25 protein-coding genes are annotated in these 21,070 nt (G+C 45.1%); 8 read left to right on the top strand and 17 right to left on the bottom strand.

Features of this window, described 5'->3' with window-relative positions; translation table 11 throughout:
- Positions 1-31 precede the first annotated feature (31 nt).
- Positions 32-553: a YceD family protein gene (locus AC2TDN_RS06175; RefSeq protein ID WP_482065579.1), complete on the bottom strand. Its 522-nt coding sequence runs from the start codon at positions 551-553 to the stop codon at positions 32-34.
- A 162-nt stretch (positions 554-715) separates the two neighbouring features.
- Between AC2TDN_RS06175 and AC2TDN_RS06180 the strand changes: the two genes are divergently transcribed.
- Positions 716-1,963, top strand: coding sequence for a nucleotidyltransferase (locus AC2TDN_RS06180; protein WP_482065580.1), 1,248 nt, complete (start codon positions 716-718; stop codon positions 1,961-1,963).
- A gap of 19 nt (positions 1,964-1,982) precedes the next feature.
- Here the strand turns inward: AC2TDN_RS06180 and AC2TDN_RS06185 are convergent, their stop codons facing one another.
- Positions 1,983-3,035: a S16 family serine protease gene (locus AC2TDN_RS06185; protein ID WP_484687326.1), complete on the bottom strand. Its 1,053-nt coding sequence runs from the start codon at positions 3,033-3,035 to the stop codon at positions 1,983-1,985.
- A 211-nt stretch (positions 3,036-3,246) separates the two neighbouring features.
- Between AC2TDN_RS06185 and AC2TDN_RS06190 the strand changes: the two genes are divergently transcribed.
- A complete protein-coding gene (locus tag AC2TDN_RS06190) occupies positions 3,247-4,479 on the top strand; it encodes a nucleoside recognition domain-containing protein (protein ID WP_484687327.1) in 1,233 nt (410 codons plus the stop codon).
- Between the two features lie 30 nt (positions 4,480-4,509).
- Here the strand turns inward: AC2TDN_RS06190 and coaD are convergent, their stop codons facing one another.
- From coaD to AC2TDN_RS06230, 8 genes are all read right to left on the bottom strand, one after another.
- Positions 4,510-5,013, bottom strand: a complete 504-nt coding sequence (coaD, locus tag AC2TDN_RS06195; RefSeq protein ID WP_482065583.1) for a pantetheine-phosphate adenylyltransferase — start codon at positions 5,011-5,013, stop codon at positions 4,510-4,512.
- On the bottom strand, positions 5,000-5,593 hold the full coding sequence (gene rsmD, locus AC2TDN_RS06200; RefSeq protein WP_484687328.1) for a 16S rRNA (guanine(966)-N(2))-methyltransferase RsmD: 594 nt from the start codon (positions 5,591-5,593) through the stop codon (positions 5,000-5,002). The genes coaD and rsmD overlap by 14 nt, the downstream gene beginning before the upstream one ends.
- Before the next feature lie 52 nt (positions 5,594-5,645).
- On the bottom strand, positions 5,646-5,846 hold the full coding sequence (locus AC2TDN_RS06205; protein ID WP_484687329.1) for a hypothetical protein: 201 nt from the start codon (positions 5,844-5,846) through the stop codon (positions 5,646-5,648).
- A 462-nt stretch (positions 5,847-6,308) separates the two neighbouring features.
- Positions 6,309-6,680, bottom strand: a complete 372-nt coding sequence (locus tag AC2TDN_RS06210) for a VOC family protein (protein ID WP_484687330.1) — start codon at positions 6,678-6,680, stop codon at positions 6,309-6,311.
- A 177-nt stretch (positions 6,681-6,857) separates the two neighbouring features.
- A complete protein-coding gene (locus AC2TDN_RS06215; protein ID WP_484687331.1) occupies positions 6,858-7,331 on the bottom strand; it encodes a hypothetical protein in 474 nt (157 codons plus the stop codon).
- Between the two features lie 109 nt (positions 7,332-7,440).
- Positions 7,441-7,692, bottom strand: a complete 252-nt coding sequence (locus AC2TDN_RS06220; RefSeq protein WP_484687385.1) for a YolD-like family protein — start codon at positions 7,690-7,692, stop codon at positions 7,441-7,443.
- Positions 7,693-8,090: 398 nt separating this feature from the next.
- Positions 8,091-8,723, bottom strand: coding sequence for a RecX family transcriptional regulator (locus tag AC2TDN_RS06225; protein WP_482065589.1), 633 nt, complete (start codon positions 8,721-8,723; stop codon positions 8,091-8,093).
- A 525-nt stretch (positions 8,724-9,248) separates the two neighbouring features.
- Positions 9,249-9,536 carry a hypothetical protein gene (locus AC2TDN_RS06230; protein ID WP_484687332.1) on the bottom strand — a complete coding sequence of 96 codons (288 nt, stop codon included), beginning with the start codon at positions 9,534-9,536 and terminating at the stop codon, positions 9,249-9,251.
- 629 nt (positions 9,537-10,165) lie between these two features.
- Here AC2TDN_RS06230 and AC2TDN_RS06235 point away from each other — a divergent pair.
- The 3 genes from AC2TDN_RS06235 to AC2TDN_RS06245 all read left to right on the top strand — a co-directional run bounded on the left by AC2TDN_RS06235 (position 10,166) and on the right by AC2TDN_RS06245 (position 11,273).
- The gene (locus tag AC2TDN_RS06235) at positions 10,166-10,306 is read left to right on the top strand and encodes a hypothetical protein (protein ID WP_484687333.1); all 141 of its coding nucleotides are present in this window, start codon (positions 10,166-10,168) and stop codon (positions 10,304-10,306) included.
- A gap of 496 nt (positions 10,307-10,802) precedes the next feature.
- Entirely contained in the window at positions 10,803-10,961 is a 159-nt protein-coding gene (locus tag AC2TDN_RS06240) for an asparagine synthase (protein WP_484687386.1), read from the top strand.
- Between the two features lie 201 nt (positions 10,962-11,162).
- The gene (locus AC2TDN_RS06245) at positions 11,163-11,273 is read left to right on the top strand and encodes a YjcZ family sporulation protein (RefSeq protein ID WP_482065591.1); all 111 of its coding nucleotides are present in this window, start codon (positions 11,163-11,165) and stop codon (positions 11,271-11,273) included.
- Between the two features lie 116 nt (positions 11,274-11,389).
- Here AC2TDN_RS06245 and AC2TDN_RS06250 read toward each other — a convergent pair whose 3' ends face one another.
- The 3 genes from AC2TDN_RS06250 to AC2TDN_RS06260 all read right to left on the bottom strand — a co-directional run bounded on the left by AC2TDN_RS06250 (position 11,390) and on the right by AC2TDN_RS06260 (position 15,696).
- Positions 11,390-12,019 carry an HAD family hydrolase gene (locus AC2TDN_RS06250; protein WP_482065592.1) on the bottom strand — a complete coding sequence of 210 codons (630 nt, stop codon included), beginning with the start codon at positions 12,017-12,019 and terminating at the stop codon, positions 11,390-11,392.
- Between the two features lie 886 nt (positions 12,020-12,905).
- Complete coding sequence (locus tag AC2TDN_RS06255) at positions 12,906-14,102, bottom strand: MFS transporter (protein ID WP_484687334.1); 1,197 nt, start codon at positions 14,100-14,102, stop codon at positions 12,906-12,908.
- Positions 14,103-14,163: 61 nt separating this feature from the next.
- Positions 14,164-15,696 carry an FAD-dependent oxidoreductase gene (locus AC2TDN_RS06260; protein WP_484687335.1) on the bottom strand — a complete coding sequence of 511 codons (1,533 nt, stop codon included), beginning with the start codon at positions 15,694-15,696 and terminating at the stop codon, positions 14,164-14,166.
- A 150-nt stretch (positions 15,697-15,846) separates the two neighbouring features.
- On the opposite strand from AC2TDN_RS06260, the gene AC2TDN_RS06265 reads away from it, so the two are divergent.
- Entirely contained in the window at positions 15,847-16,704 is an 858-nt protein-coding gene (locus AC2TDN_RS06265; RefSeq protein ID WP_482065595.1) for an MBL fold metallo-hydrolase, read from the top strand.
- 105 nt (positions 16,705-16,809) lie between these two features.
- On the opposite strand, the gene AC2TDN_RS06270 is transcribed toward AC2TDN_RS06265, so the two are convergent.
- The gene (locus AC2TDN_RS06270; RefSeq protein ID WP_482065596.1) at positions 16,810-17,112 is read right to left on the bottom strand and encodes a WGxxGxxG family protein; all 303 of its coding nucleotides are present in this window, start codon (positions 17,110-17,112) and stop codon (positions 16,810-16,812) included.
- 432 nt (positions 17,113-17,544) lie between these two features.
- Here AC2TDN_RS06270 and AC2TDN_RS06275 point away from each other — a divergent pair, with 432 nt between their 5' ends.
- Positions 17,545-17,703 carry a hypothetical protein gene (locus tag AC2TDN_RS06275; protein WP_197286097.1) on the top strand — a complete coding sequence of 53 codons (159 nt, stop codon included), beginning with the start codon at positions 17,545-17,547 and terminating at the stop codon, positions 17,701-17,703.
- Positions 17,704-17,820: 117 nt separating this feature from the next.
- Complete coding sequence (locus AC2TDN_RS06280; protein WP_484687336.1) at positions 17,821-18,411, top strand: nucleotidyltransferase family protein; 591 nt, start codon at positions 17,821-17,823, stop codon at positions 18,409-18,411.
- A 54-nt stretch (positions 18,412-18,465) separates the two neighbouring features.
- On the opposite strand, the gene AC2TDN_RS06285 is transcribed toward AC2TDN_RS06280, so the two are convergent.
- From AC2TDN_RS06285 to AC2TDN_RS06295, 3 genes are all read right to left on the bottom strand, one after another.
- Positions 18,466-19,245, bottom strand: a complete 780-nt coding sequence (locus AC2TDN_RS06285; RefSeq protein WP_482065598.1) for a glucosaminidase domain-containing protein — start codon at positions 19,243-19,245, stop codon at positions 18,466-18,468.
- 169 nt (positions 19,246-19,414) lie between these two features.
- Positions 19,415-20,239: a TatD family hydrolase gene (locus AC2TDN_RS06290; RefSeq protein WP_484687387.1), complete on the bottom strand. Its 825-nt coding sequence runs from the start codon at positions 20,237-20,239 to the stop codon at positions 19,415-19,417.
- 35 nt (positions 20,240-20,274) lie between these two features.
- Positions 20,275-21,069, bottom strand: coding sequence for an ABC transporter ATP-binding protein (locus AC2TDN_RS06295; RefSeq protein ID WP_482065599.1), 795 nt, complete (start codon positions 21,067-21,069; stop codon positions 20,275-20,277).
- Position 21,070: the final 1 nt, after the last annotated feature.

The following is a 21,070-nucleotide window of genomic DNA, read 5'->3' on the forward strand; positions in this document are numbered from 1 at the left end:
ACCTCCTTCAAAAATTCAATCAACATTACGCTTATTCCTTAAATAGATCCTTTAGCGCTGCAAAACGAACATCAATCTTCTCGTTCGAACAGCTGCATTTGTGCTCATTTAAGTTCTGTCCGCAAGTCTGACAGAGACCTTTACAGTCATTGCTACAAAGCGGTGCAAAAGGCATGAACAATTGAAGCGCTTCTTCCACATAAGGCCTCAAGTCCAGTCTTTCTCCATTCACCTCAATGAAGTCATTCTCTTCCTCTTCCATATCCTCATCGTTCTCTTCGGTATCCGAAGGCCGTTTGAATACTTCCGAGAATCGAATAACCGTATGGTCCTTCACCGGTTCGAGACAACGCGAGCAAGGAAGCTCGAGATCGATGGCAAGCTTGCCGTCGACTTCAATGAATCCTTCATGCCCAGTTACCTGAAGCGATACATGGAGCGGTCCCGTACGATAAACATCCTGGCGTCCTTTAAAAAGGTCACTGACTTCCAACTGTTCGTCGATTGTCGTTTTTAACCCTTTGGACATTGTTTCTTGAATATGAAACTGCATCAGATCACCCCAAACAAACAAAGATTATTATATCTATCAGACTACCGTTTTGTCAACATTTTCACACTGCTTTTCCATAAGTCTTTGAGCAGTCCGTGATTGAACGCCTTCTCTATGCTATAGTGAAACAACCAACATTTAACAGAGAGAGGACCCAAGTGAATGCGCACAGTCGGACTTATTGTCGAGTACAACCCGTTTCATAACGGTCATTTGTATCATTTGCAACAATCACGTAAAATAACGCAAGCTGACGCAGTCGTTGCTGTCATGAGCGGCCATTTTCTTCAGCGAGGCGAGCCTGCCCTGCTCGACAAATGGGCAAGAACGCGCATGGCGCTTGAGGGTGGCTGCGATCTCGTAATCGAGCTGCCAGTCGCTTACGCGACGCAAGCTGCCGAATGGTTCGCCTATGGCGCAGTATCGCTGCTTGAAGCGACAGGCGTCGTTGACAGCTTCTGCTTCGGAACGGAATACGGCGAGCTTGAGCCGCTGCTGCTGGCAGCCGAGATCGTTGCAAACGAGCCCCAGCCCTTCAAAGCGCTCTTGAAGCAGCAGCTTCAAACAGGCATCAGCTACCCAAGCGCTTACTCCAGCGCCATAACAGCCTATTTGTCGGAGCTAGGATATGCTTCTGCTGCTAATTTCCCGTTCTCGCTTCCTAATCATACATTAGCGCTACACTATTTGCTTGCCTTGAAACGGCTAGGCGGCAAAATGGAGCCCTTCACCATCACCCGAGAGAAAGCGCAATATAATCAGGATACGCCCACCGACAGCCTGATCGCAAGTGCGACTGCGATTCGCAAGCTGCTGCTGGAGCAGCGCTCGCTTAGGGAAGCCCGTGCTTACGTTCCTGAGACAACCTATCGCATTCTGCAGCAGGAATGGTCGGCAGGCCGCTGCCCGATCAGCTGGGAGCCGTTTACCGACGCTTTGCTGCATGCCATTGTCACTCGCTCACCGGCGGAGCTAGCACAAATCCATGAAATATCAGAGGGCTTGGAGCATCGTTTGCTGAACGCTCTTCCGAAGCTGGCGTCACGAGAGTTCGAAGACCTATTGGAAGCATTGAAAACGAAGCGCTACACGCGAACGAAGCTTCAACGCGCGCTGCTCGCCATTCTGCTTGGACATAGCAAAGCCGACCTCACACAAGAAAAGCTCGCATCGGGTGTTGAATATATAAGAGTGCTCGGTTTTACGGAAAAAGGCAAGCATTTATTGCGCCGTATGCGAAAATCCGCTTCATTGCCCGTGCTGCTAAGCGCTGCAAGGCCGCCTAAGCCTTTGCGCTTCCTAGAGCTTGACACGCAAGCAAGTAGCGTCTATATGCTCGGTGTTTCCAAGACATCTGCCCCGCAGCCGTTGTTCCGCGACTATACGGATAAACCGATTGCGCTCGAATAGGTTGCGGCCTGGAAAATTATTAGGCATTTGCAGCATGGAAGGCTTGTATTTGGTCCATCGCTTCCTGCAGCGTACCGATGCTGACTACCTTCATCGAGGTGCCTAACGCTTTTGCTTTGGCGCTTGCAGCCTCAAAATTATCGGCAGGCGCCAGAAACAGCTGAGCGCCTTCTTCGCTTGCAATTACAATTTTCTGCTTGATGCCGCCGATCGCGCCAATTTTCCCGTCAATTGTAATCGTACCTGTCGCAGCAATGCGATGGCCGCCCGATAGATCGCCTTTCGTAAGCAGATCCAATGACTGAAGAGCAAAGACAAGACCAGCCGATGGACCGCCGATATCCCCCGCTGTTATGGTAAGACGGTTATCGCGATCCGCTGGCACTAAGCTGCGCAGCTCAGTTAAGCTCTTAATGCCAAGCGCCTCCATGAGCTGCTCATCCGACATGTCTGAATGAAAAGCATTGGCCGAGAAATTTACGCTTAGCTTTTCTCCGCTGCGGTCGATGTTGATCTGGATCGGCTTATCCTTGCTGAGCGCTTGCAGCATGTCAATCATATCATCCGTGCTGTCAATCAGCTGCCCGCCAGCCATGCTTAGAAGCTTGTCTCCCGCTTGAAACGAGCCGGAATCGGCTTGATCCTTAACAACAACGTCAGACACTACTAAACCGTCCAGCTTGCTCTCATAGGGCAGGCCTGCGTAGCGGTAAGCTGCCTCGATCGCATTATTTTGCGAGCCCTCCATGATCACATTCAGACGTTCAGCATATTGCTCCTTCGAATAACCTCGCAGCACGTCCCGTTTAAGATGGACCTCCATATTTGAATTGAGCATTGACGAGAAAGCTCGTAAAAAATTCGGCTCCGTTAATTTTACCGCTGTCAGCAAAAAATAACCTTCGCCCAGACGATCGCCCTCTTCAATCGAGACCATTGACTTAACGGGTACAGCAATTCCCGGTTCATAAACGACATAAGGCGTCGGCGCATACAATAACACCCACATTAATGCCGCGGTCGATACCGCAATCATAGCCATTCTGCGCAAATCAGATCGTTGCTTTTGCATCCGCCACTCCCCTTCAAGCCCCCAATTTCTATTTCTGAAATGCCGGAAACAGCTTCTACTCATGGACATGCACTCTCATATGGTCTATCAATCGTTATGCATGCGTACTATTTAACGTATAGGATTGTCCATTTCCTCCTGGCATCAGGGCGTTTATCTAAATGACACGTTTATTCTTTTTTACCAGCGTATGAAAGGAGTTGAGCAGCACTTGGCTAAAACGGTTCTGTTAGCGTTCCTGTCCGTATTGCTTGTCGTATCTATCATCCTCCAGCCGGATGCTTCCTTTCAATCCTCCTTGCAAGGACTCACCGTGTGGTGGAACATCGTATTTCCCGGCTTGCTGCCGTTTCTCGTATTGTATGAACTCATTGCCGCCTTCGGCCTTACGAACGCCATTGGATCGCTGCTCCAGCCAGTAATGAGCAAATTGTTCAAGCTGCCCGGGGAAGCAGCGATTGCTATCGTTTTAGGCTGGATGGGAGGTTACCCTGCTGGCGCGGAAGCGGTGGCCTCTTTGCGCAAAAAAAGTCTCGTCTCAAAACAACAGGGCCAGCGATTGCTAGCCCTTGCCCACATGCCTAACCCATTGTTCATGCTCGTCGTCGTTGGCGCTGGCTTTCTGCATAAGCCTATTGTTGGTGCAATCATCGCTGCTGCTGTATGGATTTCCGCATTATGGCTGATGCTTCTAATGACACTGATCAGCCGTAAAGGGCAGGATGTAGACACGCCTGTTACGTCAGCGAACGCAAACGGTTCAGAGCAAAAGGGCGGTATGCTTCAGAGAGCTGCTGAGGCGCTTCGCATCGGCAGGGAGCAGGATGGCCGCACCTTTGGCAAGGCGCTTGGCGATTCCGTCGCAGCCAGCGTTCAAAAACTTATGATGATCGGCGGCTTTATGATTTTCGCCGCAGTTCTTGCTAAATTGTCAGAGCCGCTGCTGTCCCCGCTTCTAGCTAAAGCCGGACTCAACTTCATCAGCCAAGCCTTATTTGAAGGTCATTTAGGCGCTTACGCAGCAGCTATATGGGATGCGCCAGGAGCTGGATCGATTGGCAACGCCGCCGCGATCGCTGCCGTACTTGCATGGAGCGGTCTCAGCGGTATTTTGCAAGCGGGCTATTCGATTACTGGAACGGATCTCAAGCTGCTCCCATTCGTCGCATGGAGAATTGCTCACGCCTTGCACGCTCTCCTATTTATACTGCTGCTCTGGAAGCCGATCACCACGCTGCTGAGTCCTCTGCTTGCTCCTAGCGCCAGACCGACTTTCACAGACACGTCCAACACGCCGGATCAAGCTGTTGCCGTTGCTGTCAAAGCCGGTGATTTGCCGTTATTATGGCAGTTCTCCATATCGGCATGCGTGCTCCTGGCCCTCTTCGGACTCATCTTATCCATCATACTGCTGCCGTATCGCCGCGCTGACCGAACATTATAAGTGATAGGATAGCTTTTTAAGAAAATTCGTTTAATTTTTGGGTTTGTATTTCTCCCTTAATTGCGTCTCCACAACCGGCGGTACCAGCTCATGCACAGCCCCATGGAACTGGGCGATTTCTTTTACGATGCTGGAGCTTAAATATGAATATTTAGGGTTTGTCATCATAAACATCGTATCAATTTCATTATCGAGCAAATGGTTCGTCGAAGCGAGCTGCAGCTCGTATTCAAAATCGGTTACTGAGCGAATCCCTCTAATAATAACGTTTGCCTGCCGGGATTTCATGAAACGAACGAGCAGGTCCCTGAAGCTGTCGATCTCTACATTCGGAATATCTCGCGTAACCTCTGCAAGAAGCGCCTTGCGCTCATCAACGCTGAACAATGGATTTTTGCTTGAATTATTCAAAACGGCTACAATGAGCCGATCAAATTGCTTCGCGGATCTGCGAATAATGTCCAGATGACCATAAGTAACAGGATCAAAGGTACCTGGGTAAACGGCTACTCGCTCTTGTTTATTCGTTGACATCAGCTTCACTCCCGTCGCAGCTATCTAGGCTGTTATATTGATATATGGACACGGCGGTATCCCCGTATTTCGCATGCTTCAGCTGGTCAAAATGGTCCAGCTGCTCCGAATACAGGTGTGCGGCGTCATGCTCAATGACTATAATCGCATCCGGCTCCAGCATCTGCTTCTCAACGAGCTGTGCTATCAGACTATCCATCGTGACCATTTTGTATGGCGGGTCAAGAAAAACAAGCCGGAACTTCTGCCCCCGCTTCGCTAGCGCTTTCAATGCGCGCTCCGCATCATTCCTATAAATTTCAGCAGCACTGCCCATATTCGCCGCTTGAACATTTTGACGAATAATATCGATGCATATATTTTCCCGATCAACAAACACAGTACGCTCTATGCCTCTGCTCCAAGCTTCTATGCCCAAACCGCCTGTACCAGCAAACAGGTCCAGCGCGACTCCGCCTTCGAAGTAAGGTCCAATCATGCTGAAAATAGCTTCCTTCACCTTATCCGTTGTCGGCCTCGTGTTCATGCCAGGCACAGCCTTCAGCGTGCGGCCCTTGGCCTCGCCCGCAATGACTCTCACTGCAATTGCCCCCTTCTATCTCATTCCCGCCTATCGTACCATAGAATCCCTTTCACAATAAAGCAGCGCCTATCAAAAAATGATTGGCACGAACCAGTTCGAGCGAATGACGTAAATATTCAATTGCCTGATGATGTATATTTTCCAGCAAACCGGACATGATAAGTTCATCGGCGTCGCAAGATGTCGTAGACAACCGCGGAGAAGACTTACGTTTCCCCATAAGCTCTTCGTCCGGTTTCTCCTCTCCCATGAAAAGGGCGCTCCGAAAGGAGCGCCCGATTTTTTGTTTAAAGCCTTATATAGCAAGGGTTTTTCGCTCAAACTATTTTCTAATTTTAATAGTTGTCGCCCAATTGTTGTCCAAATTGAAAATGCATATAAATCAGAATCTGATTCCATCTCTCCGGAAAGCCATAAAAACCACAATGAATCAGTTTAATGATTTACATAAACTCGCAAACCCCTCGTGTACAAAGGGAATCGCGGGTTTTTCTTTTTACACACCACAATTGAGAATACGATAGGTTCCGATTTTTTCATTCATGTTTTTCACACGGAATTTATGTTATTAGTATTATCCTTGATTGTTGACTTCTTTCCAAAAGAAAAACCGCCCTATCATAAGGCGGTCAATTCTGAACTATCGTTGCAAATTAGCTTTACGCTTTCTTGCTTGAAAGCTCAGATATATATCCCTAATCCATTCACTACTTCATCTGTGTTGATCTAAAAGAATAGGATTACCATCAGGATCCTCAATTGTAAAACTTGCAGGGCCTTCGCTTGTTTCATCTGCTTCAGTCAGTATTTTAATTCCTTTTGCTTTAAGCTGTTTTTGAATATCTCGAATGTCTGTAGATGAATTAAGATTTTCGCCATTTTCATTCCATCCTGGATTAAAGGTCAGAATATTCTTTTCAAACATTCCTTGGAATAGGCCAATTATACAACTTTCATTCTTAATAATGAGCCAATTTTGAGTAATATCGCCTCCTAAGACTTGAAATCCTAGATTTTCGTAAAATAATTTTGATTTGTGAATGTCTTTTACACTTAAACTTACAGAGAATGCGCCCAGTTTCATAGTTCCTCCAATAAAAATTATTTTTAGAAGGTTTATTGCATAAAATATTCAACATTAATTTGATGAACACATGTTTCACCCAGTATGTATTGTAACCACGTAAACAAATATAATTATAAAAACAACCCTCAAAAGTTATTGCACTATCGATATCGATAATTGAACAAGTTTGGGGAATTAATCCCTATGTCGCAGCCCATTGAAATGATTTATTGTAGAATTCACATCCTGAACATCATTTAAATCAACTATTTTACGAAGTTTCATGCTCCAGCAATTTAAACTTAAGGAATCGCATAACATCCTACATATACGTATTGCTTCAGTTACACTACCCTCTTCTTTATAAATATTAGTTCTGATAGATAGCTCTTCAGCCTTTTCAGCTTCGCTGCCTGTATTTAGTTCAATTTCAACTTTAAACTTCCCATCATTATAGAGAAAATAACACGCATCACTAAATGAATTCCAAGATTTCAATGTTGGGTCATTCTTTATAAAAGCAGAGTTTTCGAGCAATTCTACAGCTTGGACAAAGTCAAAATTATTCTGCCCAACAAACTCCATTCCATCTTCCGTCAAGGTTGGTACATTTCCAATTGGAAATAGAATAAACTGATAATCCCCTATTGCCGTAATAATCACCACCAAAAATGGATGAAAAACACTTTTATATTGCTGATCACTAATTCAAGATAATTTCCACGTTATCCTGCACGTTAATAAAAAATCAATTTTAGGGGTTTGAATGTTTCTTCTATCAAGTACCACTTGGCAGAACATTCATAATATCCAAATATGGCACCTTTGTTGTGATCCCTTGATGTTCAATAAGCACCATCTTCGTTCGTGAGTCCATCTTCGTTATCTTCCCCCTAACAGGGAGATCCCAATTCCAAACAATTAGACTAAGTTCTAATTCTTCCTGTTGGGCTTCAATCAGGCGCTCACCTAATTCCTCTAATTCAAATTCATCCCTCGTCGGCCGCTTGGGTCCCTTTGCCAAATTAATACCCTCCAATCCTTAAGTTACTTATCATCAAGCATGCTGTTTAATCAACTCCACATCAACTATGTTCTCCATGTTAAAAATGCGTGGTGCATTCGCACTAAGGCAGAAAGCTCTAACCTTACCATTTCGGACGGATAGCACTTGAATAATTCGAAAGGAGATATTTCGTTTACGGTCATTGTAAATAATTTGTACTGTCCGGCCGATATGGTTTTCGATCATGCTCTTCACTCCAATGCGAATGTTTGTTCTTATTTTATTACAAACATACGTTCGATTTCAAGATAAAAATAAAACTCCAGTATTATCAACCGGAGCTATCATCAACATATTAAAGTCTTTCTGTGCTGATTGAAAAGTTGGAGCTAATTATTTAAAACACAAATTCGCCTCCTAAATTAATCTTCATCGTATGTTGTCATTTCCATCGTTTTTTTTGCGATGTCAAACCCATAACCCCTACCCATCAAAAATTGAATACATTTTTGTTTCCACTCTCGTTCCGATTTTGTCTTTCTTTTATAGGTTTCGATTTTACTTTTGAGCGCTTTGGCGGCAGACGCCAGTTCATCCGACTCTGTTATTGCACTAAGTGCCTTATCAATACTCGTTTGTTCAACCCCTTTTTGTTTTAATTTTTGAGCAATCATTCGTTTCCCATTCTTCTTTAGGTTCGACCCGTCTTTTGCGAACTTACGCGCGTAATCTTCGTCATCCACGAATTTATAGTTTTTTGCCCATTCCAATGCTTTCTTAACGACAGCCTCATCAAATCCCTTTTTGGTCAATTTCTCAATTAGGATATGTTGCGTTTTATTCATCAAATAGTTCGTAATATACCCTTTCGCTTTTTCGAGCTCGTCTTCAAACAAAACAGACTCCAATTTTACGGGATCTACTTCCTGATCCACCTGAAGCTTATGTTTAGCGGCTGCATATGCAGAAACTCCCACAAGAAATTGATCATCTACATATACATTTACACGATCCTTATTTCGCTTTTGAACTTCTATACACGTGATCTTCGGCATGATTGCCTCCTGCACTATTAGGTTTTACATGGTTACATGGATGCAAAACTAATATATATTTTAAACTCTTATCATACCATGTAACTTCATGCCATATTCCTGTGTCCGTTTGATTAACAACGATAAATTAAAAAGTCCGAAAACCCATTTTCCATAGAAATGCCAATCGTCTAATCAAATCTATTAATCTTTGAATATTGTAGATTAACTTGAGAAGAGGAGATGATTTGAATGGGTTACTGTAACTGTAATAAAAGAGAGAAAGAAAAAGATGTTAAAGTTATTTTTGTTAAACCTGGCCAAAAAGTTCTTGTAATCGGCAAAAAGCAGCACCGGACATGTAAACATTATTACTAATCGATTCGTGGAGTTCTTTTTCATTCAAGCGCTCTAAATGAACAATTAATAAAGCAAGAAAAAGACCTGAATTCTCTATTTCTTAGAGGATTGAGGTCTTTTTTTTGTGCCTCGAGTTTTTTAAAGGCGTTATTCATCTTCGCTTATTTCATTTTCATTTCATCTAATCTAACCATTAGAGTCTTGAAGAGGATTGTTTTGAAGTGCCATTGCATCGGCTTGAGCCTGTTGAAGTATTTGTTGTGCCAATTGAACATCTTGCTGCTCCTGCTTCACTTGTTGTTGTGCTTGTAAGACTTGTTGAGTCTCTGTTTGCAACTGAAGCCCCGCCTCTAGCAGTTGTTGACTCTCTGCCTGTAGCAGTTGATGTGCCGCTTGAACTTCTTGTTGTGCCTGCTGTAGCTGTTGATTTTCCAGAAGATCATCCGCTAACTGTTTTTGATTTTGATTTATCATAACACGAGCCTCCCATATTTTTGTTTTAGTCCCGTATTGACCAATAATTATGGTGCTCTTAATAACATGTTTCTATGCGATAATTGAATTTCTTTTTACATTAGACTCTATTCTCACGGTACTATATAAAGTTGGCACTTATTGCACTCAAAAAATGGTCATATCATAACTATATAAAAGAGATCCTTCTTACACTCTATCTACTGACAACCCAATCGTTCATTCTTCCCATTTACATCCATCAACTTAATAATTTATACTTTATTTATAATTTGTCCTAACATTTGTAAGTCATTTGAATCCAGGGAGAGGTTTCGGTGAAAAGTCTACTTACTAGATTGTATTCGGAGTACCTGCTTATTCCCCGTTCAATACGCTTATTGCTTCTTTGGGGATGGATAGCGCTATTCTTCTACGTTGGTTTTAAATTAAGTTGGTTTATTCATTTATGACCTCATCGATCAAATTTATGCAAATAATTTACTCACATCGTATAATTGAAGGATTTATTATAATTTTGCTTTACGCCACGAAGTATAACCCAATTTTCCCCAATCTATCAATTGTCCAATCGAATCTATTAATCTGTGAATATGCTAGATTATCTTGAAACGCAGGAGGTGATTAGAATGGGATATGGAAACTGCTGGAAAAAAGACAAAGAGAAAGACGTTAAAGTTGTATTTGTAAAACCTGGTCAAAAAGTTCTTGTTATCGGCAAAAAAAAGCATCATCGCACATGTAAACCGTGTAAACATTTCGGCTACTAATCAATATGGAGCGCTTGGTTCCCAAGCGCTCTTACATACTTATCTAAGGAAGAGGGTAACCTCTTCTTTTTTCATGAAGAAAATATCTCTTTGACTCATAAGAACTGCATAATACCCAATTTCCTCCAAAAAACCAAATGTCCAATCAAATCTATCATTTATGAATATAATATATTATCTTGATAAGAGGAGTTGATTTGAATGGGTTACGGAAGCTGCTGGAAAAAAGACAAAGAGAAAGACGTTAAAGTTGTATTTGTAAAACCTGGTCAAAAAGTTCTTGTTATCGGCAAAAAAAAGCATCATCGCACATGTAAACCGTGTAAACATTTCGGCTACTAATCAATATGGAGCGCTTGGTTCCCAAGCGCTCTTACATACGCTTATACATTCTGATTTAGGATTCCGCTGAGCTCCAAAGACGATGATGAATATGAAAATTATTTTGAAGCACAATAAGATGTCTTGCCAAACAAAACCAAAAGGAGTGCTGTTTATGCGCGAAGGTTTGATACCTGCCGTTCTTGGAACTGTAGTTTCTGCTTCTGGTGCAAAAATGCTGAATAGCAAGTACAAACTTGTTGGTGTCGGTGTCCTTGGCTTTGGTCTTGCCCACATTATTCTTGGAGCGATCGATTTGGTTGAACATCGGTAAATTTGGCGAGATAAACGGGGAGGCTTTCTTTGCCTCCCTCCTTCCACGTCTTATAAAGTCTTCATGTGAATAAATACTTCTCTTCTCTTTAAGTCTAGGCATTTGGACTTGATAAAATGCAACCGTGACAAACATCCAATCACTAAACAGCCGCCACGCATAACTTACAGGGTACTTAAGATGCTGGGAGGTGAATGTTTAATGTCTGGATTCGTTGGTGGTGCTAACAACAGTATTGGTTTTATTCTTGTACTCTTCATTTTATTGGTGATTATCGCTTGCAGTTGTGGATTTGGCGGCTTCGGCGGTTAATAAGAATAGTACTTGAACTTTAATATCTAATTGCAACCCCTCCATGCGTTAACCGTTCATTTCTCATGCTTTGCCGAAGGGCTCATATTATGGGCCTTTTGGTATTGACTATCTCCCTATTCCCCAAGCAATTCGATTACATCTTGCGGTCTTTCAAATTTAAACTTTGCATTTATGCTCTCATGATTTTTGCATCCCCATAATGCCAAGCCAAAATCAATGCCAGCATCCCTCGCACATTCATAATCGTAAATCGTATCACCTATGTAAATAGAAGCTGCAGGGTCAGAGCCCGATATTTCTAAAAACTTTAACAATGGTTCAGGGTTAGGCTTATGCTTTAACGTGTCGTCCGCACAAACTATATATGATAAATAACCCATTAATCCGAATGGTACAAAATCATTAGTTAATTCCTCATTGGTCTTGGAAGTCACGATTCCTTGAACGGCATTTTTTTGCTTAATGGCATCCATCAAATCATGAATTCCACTATACACCTTAATTGAGCTGAAAAAATCTCTCATAAAATAATTCCATCGATCATTAGCCTTATCCACATTTTCTTCTTCAATTCCTAATTTCGGCAATGATACCGATCCCGGAATACCGAGCACAAAAGTCAAGTCCTGCTTATCAACAAGATGACCGTAATCTGTTTTAAGCATTTTTTGCAGCGATCCTATTACAGCTGTTTCGGTATCGATTAATGTGCCGTCAACATCAAAAATGATTGTCTTATACATCGTGGATTCTCCCCTTCAGAAATCGAGTAATTGTATATCCATTATACTACGAATGCCGTACCTATTTTTAACAGATTTCGTCTTTGGGCCAATAACCGTTATAATTTGCCACAGGGACAAATACCCAAGCACAAATCAACTTTAATGCATAAATTACAGAGTATTCAACTCGCAAGGAGGTGCATTTATACAATGTCCGGTCATGTAGGTGGTTCTTTTACAAACATTGGCACAATTTTGGTGCTATTCATCTTGCTGGTGATCATTGCTTGTAGTTGTGGCGTATTCGGAGGTTATAAAGGCTACTAATAAAGCCTCTGGATGCCCACCATGCATTCAAGCTGCTAACACCCCCAAATAAAATTTCCGAAAAGGCCCATAGCATGGGCCTTTTCCCTTTTCACCATCTCTTAAGTCGGTTGAAAGCAATCTTATCTAGCAATCTTTTTTTAGCCGAGTATCAATCAAATCTATCAAAAAAGGCTTTTAGCTTATAGCAAACCGCTTCCTATCTGCATTTGATATATAGAGCTTCTTGAAAGTGAGGTGATCGATATGTCTCGTGTAGGTATTCCGCTTGAGCCAGATTTAGTATTAGTTTCTTGGACAAGAAACCCGCTTGCCCCCGGCTCAGCCCGTCGAATAACAGCTTCTCGCGTAATTGGCAGCGCTAGACCCTGCGGCCGTAAGCTGAAACCGAATTCACTTTTAGTCCCTGCTATCAAATGTTTGAAGAAGAACGGTTTTGTTATTGTCGTCAGCAAAAAAACAACAGACGTATCAGGGTATTTCCTTTTGCAACGCGGATAGCAGTTTTGGCTTAATATGCGGTCGGTATGAGGCTCCATGTGACGGGGTCTCTTTCCTCTGCCTGCAGCGGGCTAGCTCACGGGTTGCTTGGCTTGATGGCAAGCAAAGCAAGCAAACAGCAAAGAATTCCGAACCCGGCAAACAAGTAGAATAACAAAGCTTCATTTTGCAAAAGTAAAGACGCAACAGGAGGACCCGCTGCTACACCTATAAAGCGAGCGCTGCTATAAAGCGAAGTAATCGTGCCTCGTTCCTTCTTCTCGATTCCTTCTGTTATTAATGCGTCTAAGCTAGGAAGCGATAGACCGATTCCAGCGCCGCTTACAAACATGAAGGCAAGAAGAAAAACGATCCCTTTCGAACTCATTACTCCGCATAGCAGCATCATGATTGCTAAGATAGCCATTCCTATGACGATTAACCACTTCATTCTCCCCTTATTTTCACCAACGATTTTCCCAGTAACGAATGAAGCCAGGCAGATTGCGCTTAATGGGATGGCAAGCAGCAATCCCTTCCTAATACCATCAATGTGATAGCGATCCTCAAGGACCGATGACAAGTCGTAGAGGAATCCGAACATGATGAACATGCCAATACCGCCGATTGCAAACGTTGCATACAGCCATCGTCCATTTTCAGCGAGTATTTGTTTAATCGATTGAAAAAAAAGCTTAAGATTGCCACCCTCTTTCTGATCTCGCTCCGGCTCCTTGACAAGAAAGATGACTCCAATTATGGCAAGCAGGGATATGAACGGAATGACGGCTAGCGGCAGAAACCATACGACAAGCGCAAGCGCCGCGCCTAACACAGGACTGAGCACTTTTCCAAATGTATTGGAGGTTTCAATCGTACCCAGCCCGCTGCTTACTTCCTCCTCGCTCTTGAACATGTCCCCAACCAAAGGAATGACGACCGGAAATGCTCCTGCAGCGCCAACACCTTGAATGAATCGGCCTGCCAAGATGACCGCGTACGCATGAGAATCCATTAACCACGCGGCTAATCCAGATACCATGCCTCCAGCAGCTGCAATGGAGAGGCCGGTCGTTATAATGATTTTCCGTCCATAGAGATCCGACAAATACCCCGCGATTGGTATACAGAGGATAGAAACTGCAGCATATACCGTAATGATTAAGCTCGACTGTACGGAGGTGATATGCAATTTTTTCTGCATTAACGGAAGCACGGGAATTAACATAGAGTTAGCGAGCGTCATAATTAAAGGAATGGATGCTAAGGCAGCTAAATCCCACTTTTGTTTCACAAATACTCCCCTCTCTCGTTTGACTCACTATAAATGGACTACACAATAGTCGCAATCGCATTTAGAGGTGCAAGGTCAGTAGCGGTATTTCTGCCGGGCCTTCGACTACTTCGCCGCTAACAGAAAATCTTGAGCCATGGCATGGACAATCCCAAGTACGATCCCCATTATTCCATTCCACTTCGCATCCCATGTGGGTGCAGGTCGTATCCACAAGGAACAGCTTTCCTTCGGAATCCTTGTAAGCCCCTGCTCTCTTGCCATGAAGCTTAACGACACTGCCTTCATCCGGCGCTAAATCCTCGGGATGCTTGTGAACCATTTCAAGCTTGCCGGCTATGAGATGCTTCGCCACGTCAGCATTGTCGACAATAAGATTTTTGATGGTACCAAGCCCGATCGAGCGCGATGGAGCATACAGTTCCTCGTACGCACTGTCCTTTTCCATAATTAAATCTCGAATGAGCAGAGCAGCCGCCGTACTATTGGTCATCCCCCATTTGCGAAAGCCGGTAGCTAGGTACACGTTTGGAGAAGAAGCCGTTATACGGCCGATGTAAGGTATTTTATCTCCTGTAACGAGATCCTGGGCAGACCAGCGATAAGCAATTTCCTTCAGCCTAAAATTTGTCTCCGCGAATTTTCGCAGCTCTTCGTAATGATTGATCGTGCAAATCCCTTGCCCCGTCTTGTGGCTCTGGCCGCCTATAAGCAGCAATTTGCCGTGCTTCGCCGTTTCAGCATAACGAATAGATCGCTTCGGGTCCTCAGCACTTAAATACATGCCCTCTGGACACTTATTCTCAACATGGACGCCAAGCACGTAAGAGCGGTCCGCATGCATTCTTGCAAAATAAAAGCCCAGCCCATCATAAAACGGAAAGTGTGTGCAGGATACGACATGCTTGCTTGCAATGCGATGGCCTTTGCTCGTAATAACCTCAGGATGGGTACCCGGCTCGACATCTACGGCTGTTGTGTTTTCATAGATCTTTCCACCCGCTTCTACAAACTTAAGCGTTAATGCAGATAAATATTGCAGCGGATGGAACTGTGCTTGATTATGCATAATGACAGCTGCTTTTGCAGGTATTTGCAGCGGCGTTTGTTCCACATAGCCTCCCGGTATGCCTAAAGTGGCGTAGGCGGACATTTCCTTCTCCAGCTTTTTTATGTAATCATCCGAATTCGTATAGATATACGCGTCCTGCACTGAAAATCCGCAATCGATTTTGTTTTGTTCAATCGTTTCCTTCATGAACTGAAGGGCATCATGGTTAGCCTTGTAATATAATGATGCTTTCTCTTCTCCTTCCTGGTGGATAAGCTCGTCATAGATCAAATCATGCTGCGCCGTTATTTTGGCCGTCGTATGTGCCGTAGTACCGTTTAGAAGCCGTCCCGCTTCGACAAGCACGACGCTAAGCCCCTCCTTAGCAAGCAAATACGCCGTTGTAATGCCAGAGATGCCCCCTCCGACGACGACAGCATCAGCTTCGATGCTTTGCTCGAGCGCGGGGTAAGTAGGAAACTCGGGCGAAGATTCGATCCAATAAGACTCTGGAAACTTGGGGATATGGTCCTTTTTTGTCATGCCTGATCTCCTCCTAATTGATATAGAATATTAACTTGTGCCAATTGATTACATTTCATTCTGCGTGATTCGGTCCCGATACATTTTTCAAGCTTTGCTGCGCCTTTGAGTAGAATAAGCACCTGACATTAGGACAGTTTATAAAGGAGAATGATAACAAAGGAGGCGCTTAGCTTGGAGAGCTCATTCGAGCAATCTTTTATGCCGATAACCACTTTTACTAGTGGAGATGGTCTTGCTTATCGACCTGATATCTACTGCTACCCGATCCAAATCGTAAACGTTTGTTTTATTGGCGATCCGAATAACAAGCAAGACGGCTGGGTTCTCGTCGATGCCGGCATGCCAAGATCGGCGAAGAAGATCATTAAAGAGGCAGAGGAACGTTTCGATTGTGCGCCTAAAGCTATTATTTTGACGCATGGACATTTTGATCATGTTGGTGCCATCATTGAACTGATTGAGCGTTGGAATGTTCCTGTTTACGCCCATAAGCTGGAGCTTCCCTACTTGACCGGAAAGTCTGACTACCCACCTGCTGACCCATCGGTACATGGCGGACTCATCTCTGAAATGTCCTCCTACTTTCCCCACGACGGCATTAATCTTGACGATCGCGTAAAGGCGCTCCCGGACAAAGGCGTGGTACCTGGGCTTCCGGGTTGGAAATACATTCATACGCCAGGTCATACGCCCGGCCATATCTCGCTCTTTCGCGAGGAGGACGGCACGTTAATTGCCGGCGATGCTTTTGTGACGGTTAAACAGGAATCGCTTTATAAAGTGATGACGCAGGAGCAGGAAATTAGCGGTCCGCCAAAATATTTTACAACGGACTGGGCATCCGCAGAGAAATCCGTGAAGAAGCTGGCAGACCTCGATCCATACTTGGCTATTACAGGGCATGGTGAACCGATGTTTGGCGAGACGTTGAAAGATAATCTAACGCTTCTGACGAAGAAATTCAAAGAAATTGCTGTGCCGAAGCAAGGACGCTTTGTCCAGTAGCACCAGCAATCATCATATAGAGCCCCTGCCTAAGGCAGGGGCTCTATAGTTAAGCATTAAATTCATGTTGCATGCCGCTTCTGTCAGCACTCAAGAAACACGAAATCAAGTACGCTCCCGGTCACGGCCTTTTAAACCGATCAAGCCTAACAGACCGAGTAAACCGAGCCAGCTCCAATTCATATCTCTATCATCAGCTGCGTTTGTACGATACTGATTTGCATTCATGTTATTGCGGTCATTCACATCGAGTGCTCTTGCCGTGTTATTAACGCCACGCTCGACATCTGTGCGCAGTTCTGTTGCTGGCCCAGCATTGCCCGACTTCGCGTTATCTCCAAAAGCGGGTACAGCCATTACGAATGTTAAGCAAACAACCACACTAAAAATCGTCCAAAACTTCTTCATGTACTCGTCCCCTTTGCTCATTAGTTTCGTGCATTTTATTTTGTCTCAAACTCAATTAATCTATACGAGCATATATAATCATTTACATACCTGTTCCGTAAAAATGCCATAATCTGAATACATAATCGAAAAACGGAGTACTTATTTGATAAGGTTACCATGTTCGGTTTTTCAACAAACCGACAAACATTTTTAATCCTGCGTTAAGGTTCATTTTTTATAATAAGAGACATCAACCCCACTGTTGATATATAGTTCTAGGACACCGGCCCACAGCGATGTGGGCCATTTTTTTGTCCGCGACCTCTCCTGCAGCACAATATTGGAACCATACAACCCATAAAAACGTTTTAACCGAATATACTTTCTGGTAGTGGCTGCTTGCGAAGAGGGTTTTGCTATGCAAAACCTAAGCATAGGAGGCGTTTGACAATGGAAACATTCGGCAGAGGCTGTCTGTACATTATTTTTGGTGTCATTATCGTTATGGCGCTCGCTTTTATCGTCGGAGGCACGATTACCATTCCATGGTACATTCTCATCCCCCTTATCATACTCGCCTTCTGGGCTGCATCCAAGAAAGGCAAATAAGCTGTTTTTTGTAATTAGCGCAATGAAACCGGCATTCCAGCGGCTCTGGGCCGAATGCCGGTTTCATTGCGCTCAGCGCTTTTGTATAAACCTATTTCTAAATGTGGAGGACTCCCTTTGATCATTCAGAATGAAGAAGACATAATCAGGCTAGTTCGTGAAGATAAGTGGATGATGGACGTATTGAGCACAGCGAAAACGCTGCAATTGCCGGATTGGTGGGTTTGCGCGGGGTTTATCCGTTCAAAAATTTGGGACATGCTTCATGGCTTTCAAGAACGAACTGCTACACCAGACGTGGATGTTATTTATTACGATGCCGGCAATCTGGATGAAGCCGAGGAGAAGAAGCTGGAGGAGAAGCTTAAGGGGCTGAAACCGGGCATTCCTTGGTCTGTCAAAAATGAAGCAAGAATGCATCTCATTGGTCAGGCGCCGCCTTACTCCTCTTCTGTTGATGCCATCTCCAAGTTTCCGGAGACGGCTACCGCGCTTGGCCTCACGCTGGATCGTGATCATCAAGTTGTGCTGACCGCCCCGTGCGGAATAGACGATGTCATCCAGATGCGAGTCAAGCCTACTCCTTTTTTTGCTAGCTCGGAGGAGAAAATGAAGCAGTACAAGTCCCGTATCGCGAACAAAAACTGGCAAAAGACATGGCCGAGGGTAACGATTGCCGAACCGGAGCGGTTTCATTCATTCGAATAGTCCGTACACAAAAAAAAGCTAACGGCTGCCCGTAAGCTTTTTTTTGTTCTCCGATCAATCTGAGGTCAGCAATATCTCCCGCGCTGCCGGGTCCCAGCTTACGGCTAATCCAAGCTCCGATGCCAATGCTCGTACCTGAACATAGCCCGTTCCTTCGGACAAAATGGATTCGAGCTCTTTGCCATTTACAGCCACATGTGTCCCTGTCCAACTAATCTTCGCACCTAACGCTTCGCCAAGCACCCTTGCAGGTACCCAAGTTACGCCATTAAGCAAGCAGCCATCGGCTATAACCTTCCCCTTGTATTCAACAGCAACATGCTCTGCATCCTTGAGTTGATCCGGTTTTGCCATCTGCTGAACGCTTAAAGCATCATATTTTTTCAAATTATACTGTATAATAATAGCTTTTAATTTAGCTGGATATGCGGGATCCGTTGCGTAGCCGCATGCATACAGCATATCTGCTTGCTGCTCAGGCGTTACAGCACGGCGAACGCGCTCATATCGCGGCGCTGCAAGCAGCAAATCCAAATCCTTATAAAAGTCATATACGCTGTCGTAGGCTCGAAATGCGGCTTTTGTTTTTATGCTGCGCCCATCCATAACCTCCCAAGTTCCTTTTACGACCGCTTTGCCATGCCAATAAGCATTCGTCTGGCCGCTGCCAACCTTAATCCCCCCTAAATTATTCCAAGAATGAATGACTCCTCCTGTTTCGAGGAGATTTTGCGCTAACCGCACGGATGGAAACATCGGCGATCCTTCTCTCCTTACCCGTATGACAGTCGGCGCCAATGTCGCGATAAATTGTTCCTTTGTGAGCTTTGCCATCGTTTGGCTCCCTTCTGCAGCCCTATGTGGCCTGTCTTATTACCCTATCCTTATTTGTATGCTGCGGGAGCGACACTCGCAATGGACAAAGCGGTACGATTGCCGCAAACAAAAGCAAAGACTGCCCTGTAGAATCATTCATTCTACATGGCAGCCTTCATTTAAGCAATTAGAGTCCATAAAAACGCCGCGTGTTCGCCAGCAAGATTGCCGAAGCCTGCTGAGCGGGCATCCGTTTAATATCTGCTATATGTCTCGCCGCATCGGCAGCCATGGCAGGGCGCGTCGGCTTGCCTGCATACGGCCCCTCGAATGGCCACGGTCCATCCGTCTCGACCATCAACTGCTCGATTGGATATTGCGCGACAAGTCGCTGAATCTCCTCCTCGTAAGCAACATCCGGCGTTATCGAAACCATATAGCCGCTGTCTGCCATCCGGCGAATAACATCCTCGCTGCCCTTGAACCAGTGAAAGTGCGCCCTGAGAACGCCATGCCTCTCCAATATGTCGCAAGCTTTGCCTGCATCCTCATATACTGCATGCAGCACAATCGGGCGATCGAGCTCACCGGCAAGTGCTGCGAAATGCTCAAGCAGCTCCAAATACGGCTTTTCGTCAAATGGCATTCCCGCTTGTGATGCTTCTAAACGCGTATAATACGGCAGTCCGACCTCTCCGATCGCAAACCGCTCTCCCGCTGCATGACGCAAGCGAATCCATGCGAACAGCTCGTCCAGCTCCGCTTCGGCTGGAAGCGGCTGCTCCGGATGAAAGCCATAAGCCGGATGAACCCGTCCGGCATGGCGCAAAGCGATTTCGCGGTTCAAGGCCGAGGATTGCAGATGCATGGAGACCGCAACCACCGCCTCAACGCCTTCAGCGAAGGCAGCAGCCAGCAGCGCCTCCCGCTCCTCCTCCGCATACAAATCCACGTGAAGATGTGCATCCATACATAAGCCAGCTGATGAAGCAGCCTTCAAGTCCGATTGCATTTCAAGGTGATCTGCCCTTAATGTTCTTGCCATCGTTAGCTCCCTTCCTTCGCGCCGACCTTAAGCAGCTCATAAATCTGCTGCTTCAATGTATTAAACCGTGGATCTGTCCATAAAGCCTCATGGCGCGGACGCTCGAACGGGATCTGGAATTCCTCCAGCACCACAGCAGGTGAAGCGGACAGCACGATAATCCGGTCTGACAGATACAAAGCTTCCTCGATGCTATGCGTAACGAGCAGCACCGATCTGCGATTTTGCTCCCAGATCGACATGAGCCACTGCTGCATTTGCTGACGCGTCAAGGCGTCCAATGCGCCAAACGGCTCATCCAGCAGCATCAGGCGCCGCGGCGCAAGCAAAGCCCGAAGGAAGGAAATGCGCTGCTGCATGCCGCCGGATAGGACATGGGGATAGGAATCCGCATATTCATGTAGATCGATTCGCTCAAGCCACTCTCTCGTTTTCTCCTTCGCGGTCTTGCGATCAACGCCAGAGATCGCAAGCGACAGCTCGATATTGCCCGCAACGGTTTGCCACGGCAGCAGTGATGATTGCTGCGGCATATAAGAGATATGTCCGCGTTCGCCTGTCGTCTGCTTGCCGTCGATCCAGATCTCGCCTTCCGATGGCCGCTCTAAGCCGCCAATGACTTGAAACAAGGTTGTTTTCCCGCTGCCTGAGGGCCCTACAATGGACACGAATTCTCCATCAGCAACGGAGAATGATAAGCCAGCCAGCACCTCTTTGCTGGAGGAGCCTCGGCCAAATTGCTTCCGAATGTTCTGCACCTGCAGTGTAGCGTGTAGATTCTCGCCTTTATTGCTCATT

Source organism: Paenibacillus sp. Y660 (genome assembly GCF_057221575.1).